This window comes from Binatus sp. (SeqCode) (genome assembly GCF_036522015.1).
Lineage (GTDB): Bacteria > Desulfobacterota > Binatia > Binatales > Binataceae > Binatus.
Map to the genome: position 1 here is coordinate 1 of NZ_DATDGQ010000101.1, position 5720 is coordinate 5720.

General features: G+C 62.5%; 4 protein-coding genes. 2 read left to right on the top strand and 2 right to left on the bottom strand.

The genetic code is table 11. The features are described 5' to 3' along the window. Nucleotides 1-166 precede the first annotated feature (166 nt). The gene (locus VIW95_RS04110; RefSeq protein WP_331584146.1) at nucleotides 167-1408 is read left to right on the top strand and encodes an MFS transporter; all 1242 of its coding nucleotides are present in this window, start codon (nucleotides 167-169) and stop codon (nucleotides 1406-1408) included. 297 nt (nucleotides 1409-1705) lie between these two features. Here the strand turns inward: VIW95_RS04110 and thiE are convergent, their stop codons facing one another. Together thiE and VIW95_RS04120 are read right to left on the bottom strand one after the other, a co-directional pair. Further along, nucleotides 1706-2320: a thiamine phosphate synthase gene (thiE, locus tag VIW95_RS04115; protein ID WP_331584147.1), complete on the bottom strand. Its 615-nt coding sequence runs from the start codon at nucleotides 2318-2320 to the stop codon at nucleotides 1706-1708. Next, entirely contained in the window at nucleotides 2317-3840 is a 1524-nt protein-coding gene (locus VIW95_RS04120; RefSeq protein ID WP_331584148.1) for a sigma-54 dependent transcriptional regulator, read from the bottom strand. Before VIW95_RS04120 ends, thiE begins: the two co-directional genes overlap by 4 nt. Before the next feature lie 866 nt (nucleotides 3841-4706). On the opposite strand from VIW95_RS04120, the gene VIW95_RS04125 reads away from it, so the two are divergent. After that, complete coding sequence (locus VIW95_RS04125; protein WP_331584149.1) at nucleotides 4707-5558, top strand: adenylate/guanylate cyclase domain-containing protein; 852 nt, start codon at nucleotides 4707-4709, stop codon at nucleotides 5556-5558. Nucleotides 5559-5720 lie beyond the last annotated feature (162 nt).

Sequence of the window (5720 nt, forward strand, 5' to 3'; positions counted from 1 at the left end):
CACCAGGGCCACAATGTTCACGTCGTCGGCCTTTCGCTGAACTACATGAGAATCCGGATGAAGAACGGACTCGAAGGCTACATCCCGACGGCCGCGCTCGAATAAGTTTCGCCCTCGACGATCTCTCGTCGTGTCGCTATAAGTCTCAGCGAGGGAGACTTCTCTGATGACACAACGGGAACGCCAGGGTTGGATCATCGTCGCGAGCCTGTTCGTCGTGCTGATGTTCGTGTTCGGCTCGGGCTACAACACGGGCGGCCTGTTCTTTCCGCATCTGCTGAAACACTTCGGATGGCCGCGCGCGCAACTGTCCACGCTGCAAGGGCTCGCGCTGCCGATCTCGGCGGGGATCAGCGCTCCGCTCGTCGGATGGCTGCTCGATCGCGTCGAGGCGCGCATCGTGATGGTCGCAGGCGCAATCATGACCGGCGTCTCTTTTCTAATTGCCAGCCGCGTCGATTCGTTCGGGCCGCTATTCGGCGCTTACGTGCTGCTCGGCGTCGGCATCGGCGCATCGACCCTGCTGCCGTGCTCCTTGGTGATAGCCAACTGGTTCGGTGCGCGCCGCGGGCTGGCGATGGGTATAACTTTCGCCGGCACCTCGCTCGGCGGTGCGGCGATGACGATGGTCGGTAACTTCGCGATCGTGCGCGGCGGATGGCGCGCCGGTTATGTGGCGTTGGCGATCCCGATGTTCCTGGTCGTGGTGCCGCTGATAATTTTCGTCGTGAAGACCAGGCCGCCGCAGGCCGAGGGCGTCAGCGTCGCGCAAGCCAGCGACGCGTTGCCCGGGTTCGAGCTGCGCGAGGCGTTGCGCTGCCGCTCATTCTGGATGATTTCTGCGGCGTCGTTCTTTTTCGCGGCGGTCGCGGCCGGTGCGGGATTGCATCTGATCACCTATCTCACCGAACTGGGCTATTCGCCATCATTCGCGGCCGGGACGGCGAGCCTTGTGCTCGTGTTCGCCGCCTTCGGCAAGCTCGGGATGGGCCTGCTGGCAGATCGCGTCAGCGCAAGAGTCGCACTGTCGTTAAACTTCCTGGCCGCCTGCGTCGGCATGATCTTGATCTTCGGCGCGGCGCGAACCGCGGTGCTGATTCCATTCGTGCTGATTTTCGGCCTGTCGCTCGGCGCGCCGCTGGTGCTGATCCCGATGCTGGTAGCAGAGTCGCTCGGACTAAAACGCTTCGGCTCAATCGGCGGCATCGCCGGCGTCTTCAACACGATCGGCGCATTCGTCGGCCCGGTCGGCGCAGGCAAGATCTACGATCTCACCGGCAGCTACACATCCGCCTTCGAAGCATTCGTTGTGATGTGCCTGCTGGGCGCGGCGGTAACGTACTCATGCCGCTCCTTCGAATCCGAGCAAGCGAGGCAACCATCGGCACCGATTCCGGCTACGGCGTAGAACTTTCACCACAAGATTCTCCTGCAGATCTTTCGTTGGGTCGTCTTCTCCCTTGTGTCATCCCGAGCGTAGCCGAGGGACCTCGGATGGTTTTGGATGCGGATCACCGCACCCCATCCATGGAGCGAGCGCAGATGCATGCTATGAGACGCGCTGACGCGCGAGATCCTTCGCTGCGCTCAGGATGACACGAACGGCAGCTCGGTCGCGCCGTAGGCGAGGTGCGGCTACCTGAGCCCGAGAAAGATCCGGGGTCCCTCGTCTACGCTCGGGATGACACAAAGAGCTGATACGGAATCAGTTGCGCGCGATCGCGAGGATTGAGCGGACTTTAGCGGCGATGTCCGGAGCGTTCAGTACGTCGGTGATGATTGCTACGGCGTCGGCACCGGCTGCGAGCGTTTCTGCGATGCGCGCTTCAGTGATTCCACCGATTGCGACGATTGGAATCTTTACAGCGGCGCGGATCGCGCGCAGACCGTCGAGGCCCATCCCGGCAGCGCTATTGCGCAGGCCGCCGGGATACATCGGGCCGAAGCCGATGTAGTCCGCGCCGCCGTCTTCGGCCGCACGCGCCTGCTCGACATTGTGGGTTGAGATGCCAATCATTCGGGGACCCGCGATTCGCCGCGCCGCTTCGAGCGGCAGATCGGTCTGCCCGAGGTGCACTCCCTGCGCCTCGGCGAGAATCGCTATGTCGACGCGATCGTTCACGATCAGAATCGCGCCGCGCTTGCGGCACATCTCGGCAATCGCGCGGGCTGCTGCGAGAAAGTCGCGGCCGGGCGCGTCCTTCAGACGTAGCTGCATGATTCGTGCGCCGGCGTCGAGCAGGGTTTCGGCCAGCGGGACCGGCTCGTGTCCGCCGGCCGGATCGACCATCGCGTAGAAGTGCGAGGGTAGCCGCGTCATCCGCCGGGAAATTTGGTCAGTACGATCTTGTGGTCGGTGATCTTCTTGCGCAGCGTGTTGCGGTTGAGCCCGAGCATCCGCGCCGCGCGCACCTGGTTGCCACCGGCGCGCTTGAGCGCAAGCTCGACCAGCGGACGCTCAATCTCTGCCACCAGCCGATGGTAGAGGTCGCGCGGCTCCTCGCCGCCCGGCGAATCGAACCATCCCGCGATGCGGGTCGAGATGATATCGCCGAGCTCGGCGCCGTCGGTCGCGGACGATGCTCCCGCGCCAACGCCCCCCGGACGCGACAGCTCGACGTCGTCGGCGCGAATCGTATTGCCCGGCGCGAGCAACGCCGCACGCATCACGGCGTTTTCTAGTTCGCGCACGTTGCCGGGCCATTCGGCGGACTCCAGCTTGATCCGCGCTTCGGGGCTGATCGTGTTGGCGCGCGCGCCCATCTCCTGGACCGCCTTGGAGACGAAGTAGTCGGTCAGCTCGCCGATATCGTCGCGCCGTTCGCGCAGCGCCGGCATCTGGATCGGAATCACGCGCAAGCGGAAGTACAGGTCTTCGCGGAATTTCCGCGCGGCGACCAGGGTCTCGAGGTTCTGGTTGGTGGCTGCGATAACGCGCGCCTTGACCTTGAGCGTCTCGACGCTGCCGACCCGGGTGAACTCGCGCTCCTGCAGCACGCGCAGCAGCTTGGGCTGCAACTCGACCGGCAAGTCGCCGATTTCGTCGAGGAAGATGGTGCCGGTGTCGGCCATCTCGAATTTGCCGGCGCGCCGCTCGGACGCGCCGGTGAACGAGCCGCGCTCATGCCCGAACAGCTCGCTCTCGAGCAGGCCGTGCGGGATAGCGGAGCAGTTGACGGCGACGAACGGCGAGCGCCATCGCGCCGACTTGAAATGAATCGCGCGCGCGACCAGCTCCTTGCCGGTACCGCTCTCGCCGCTGAGCAAAACGGTTGCGTCGTTGGTGACGACACGCCCGATCAGCTTGTAAACTTCCTGCATCGCCGCGCTGCGCCCGATTATCTCGCCGCCGACGAGCTGGCGATTAACCTCGTCCTTGAGCCGGTTGAGATCGGCGGCCTGCGCGCCGACTTCGACCGCGCGCTTGATCGCCGCGGCGACCAGATCGAGATTGGCGAACGGCTTGGTCAGGTAGTCGTGCGCGCCGCGCTTCATCGCCTCGACCGCGTTGTTCATCGTGCTGGCCGCGGTGATCACGATGATGAGAGTGCGGATCGTTTCGCTGTGCGCGGCCGACAGCACGTCGAGTCCGCCGTTGCCCGGCATGATGATGTCGAGCAGGGCGACGTCGAATTTGTTGGTGCGTAACGCGGTGAGCGCGGACGCGCTGTCGATGGCTTCTTCGACGCGATGGCCGTCGGCTTCGAGCCGATGCCTCAAAACAAGGCGGATGGCAGGATCGTCGTCGGCGATCAGAACGGCAGCGCCGGGGCCGGGATTCTTCACCCGTTCAGCGTAGTTTTGACTCGATGCGGTTGCGCCCATGCTGGTTGTGCTCACGGGCTACAATCGTAACAGTAAGTTCGATCTTGTCGCCAACGCCCCGAAGGCCGCCCAAAAACTACGCATAGCGACGCTGTTGCGATTGTTCGCGGTGCGATTCTGACAGGTTGATTTGCCTGAAGGGGGAGCAATTATACATTCGCTTGTGGTTCTGGGATGTCCGCACTACCAAGGGTAGTTTCGTTCCGTCAAATTTCTTTTTTTCCAGGAAAGTGTTGCCGGCGTGATGGCGGGGCTTTTCGAGGGAGCGAGCGAATAGCGTCGTGGCTGTTGACCATTACGCGATCAAAGCATGGCGGGCGTCGAGGCGTAAGGATGAACAGTTCATCCCTGAACTCTTGCGGCTCAAAATCCCCCCGGTTGGGGCGACCAGTCTCTTCGAGTGTTGTAGACGTTCCACTCGGGAAGGCATTTTTTGAATGCAGCAAGTGCATTGAAAGCGTGGAAGTTTATCGCTATTGCGGGAGGATTCTGATCAAGGGTCACAATGAATATGGAGAACATATTCAGGTCTTCACGGATGCATCGCTTCAAAGAAGGAGAAATCATCAGGAAGTGTTGATGCACAGTGAGCACGTTCAACGAATAATCAAAGAAGAGGAGTGACGCCGCGAGAAGAACCGGTACCGGCTTCGCTTACGCGAAGCTGTCCGGAAGCCCGCCCGCTCGCGTTGCTCGCTTCGTCAGGATGACAAGATCGCGCGGACGCGTTGCTCGCTTCAGTCAGAGTGCGCGCCGAGCGCGCGCGGAACCTAACCCCAAACCCCTTCCCGAGCGGGAAGGGGGACCGTAATGTATCCTGGTTTGAGTCTAGTGAGGCGCTCGCCTATACTCCCGCCGCGTAACCGTTGTCTAGGAATCCTATGGCGCGTACACAGGCCAAGAGTTTTCGCAGTCCGGAAGAGGTTCGGCGCTTTCCGCATGGGCGAGTCGAGATCGTATCCCATAGCGAGACCATGATCGGGCGGTTCTGGTTGGAACCCGGGTGGCGCTGGTCGCGTGATGTCGGTCCAATCGCTCACACTCACTCCTGCCAAATCCATCATCAGGGCGTCGTTCTCAAGGGGCGGCTCCATCTGGAAAGCGATGCGGGCGAAGCGTGCGAAATCGGGATCGACGATGTTTATGACATTCCTCCCGGCCACGATGCCTGGGTGGTCGGCGACGAGCCTTTCGAAGCAATCGAGTTCGACAGCGCGCGGATCTTCGCGGTGCCGGCTGATGGAGATCGCGTGCTTGCCGCCATGCTATGCACCGATATCGTCGAATCGACCGCGCATCTCAGGCGGCTCGGCGATTTCGCCTGGCGCGAGCTGCTGCTCGAGCATAACCGCCAGGTGCGGCAAGAGCTCAACCGTTTTCGAGGGCGGGAGATTCAGACCACTGGCGACGGATTTCTCGCCGTGTTCGACGGTCCTGCGCGAGCGGTTCGATGCGCGCGTGCGATCGGTTCTTCGGTCACCCATCTTGGTATCGCGATTCGGGCCGGGGTTCACACGGGCGAGGTGGAGTTCGTGGGCGACAACGTACGCGGTCTCGCGGTGCATGAAACCGCACGCGTCGCGGGGGTTGCGGCGGCGGGCGAGGTGCTGGTCTCGGCCACCACGAAACACTTGCTCGCAGGATCAGAGCTCGCGTTCGAACCGGCGGGAATTCATGAACTCAAAGGACTTGGTGAGGCGCGCGAGTTGTTCAGGCTCACTGGCTCCGGGTGAGTGCGGCGGGAAGGAGCGCTGCGCGATTTTCGGAAAACCGGTACCGGCTTCGCGTACGCGAAGCTGTCCGAGGTCCGTTCCTCCCGTCGCTAACGCTCCCGTCGTCAGAATGACACGAAACGCGAAGCAGTCCGGAGGCTGTTCCTGCCGGTCGCGTTGCTC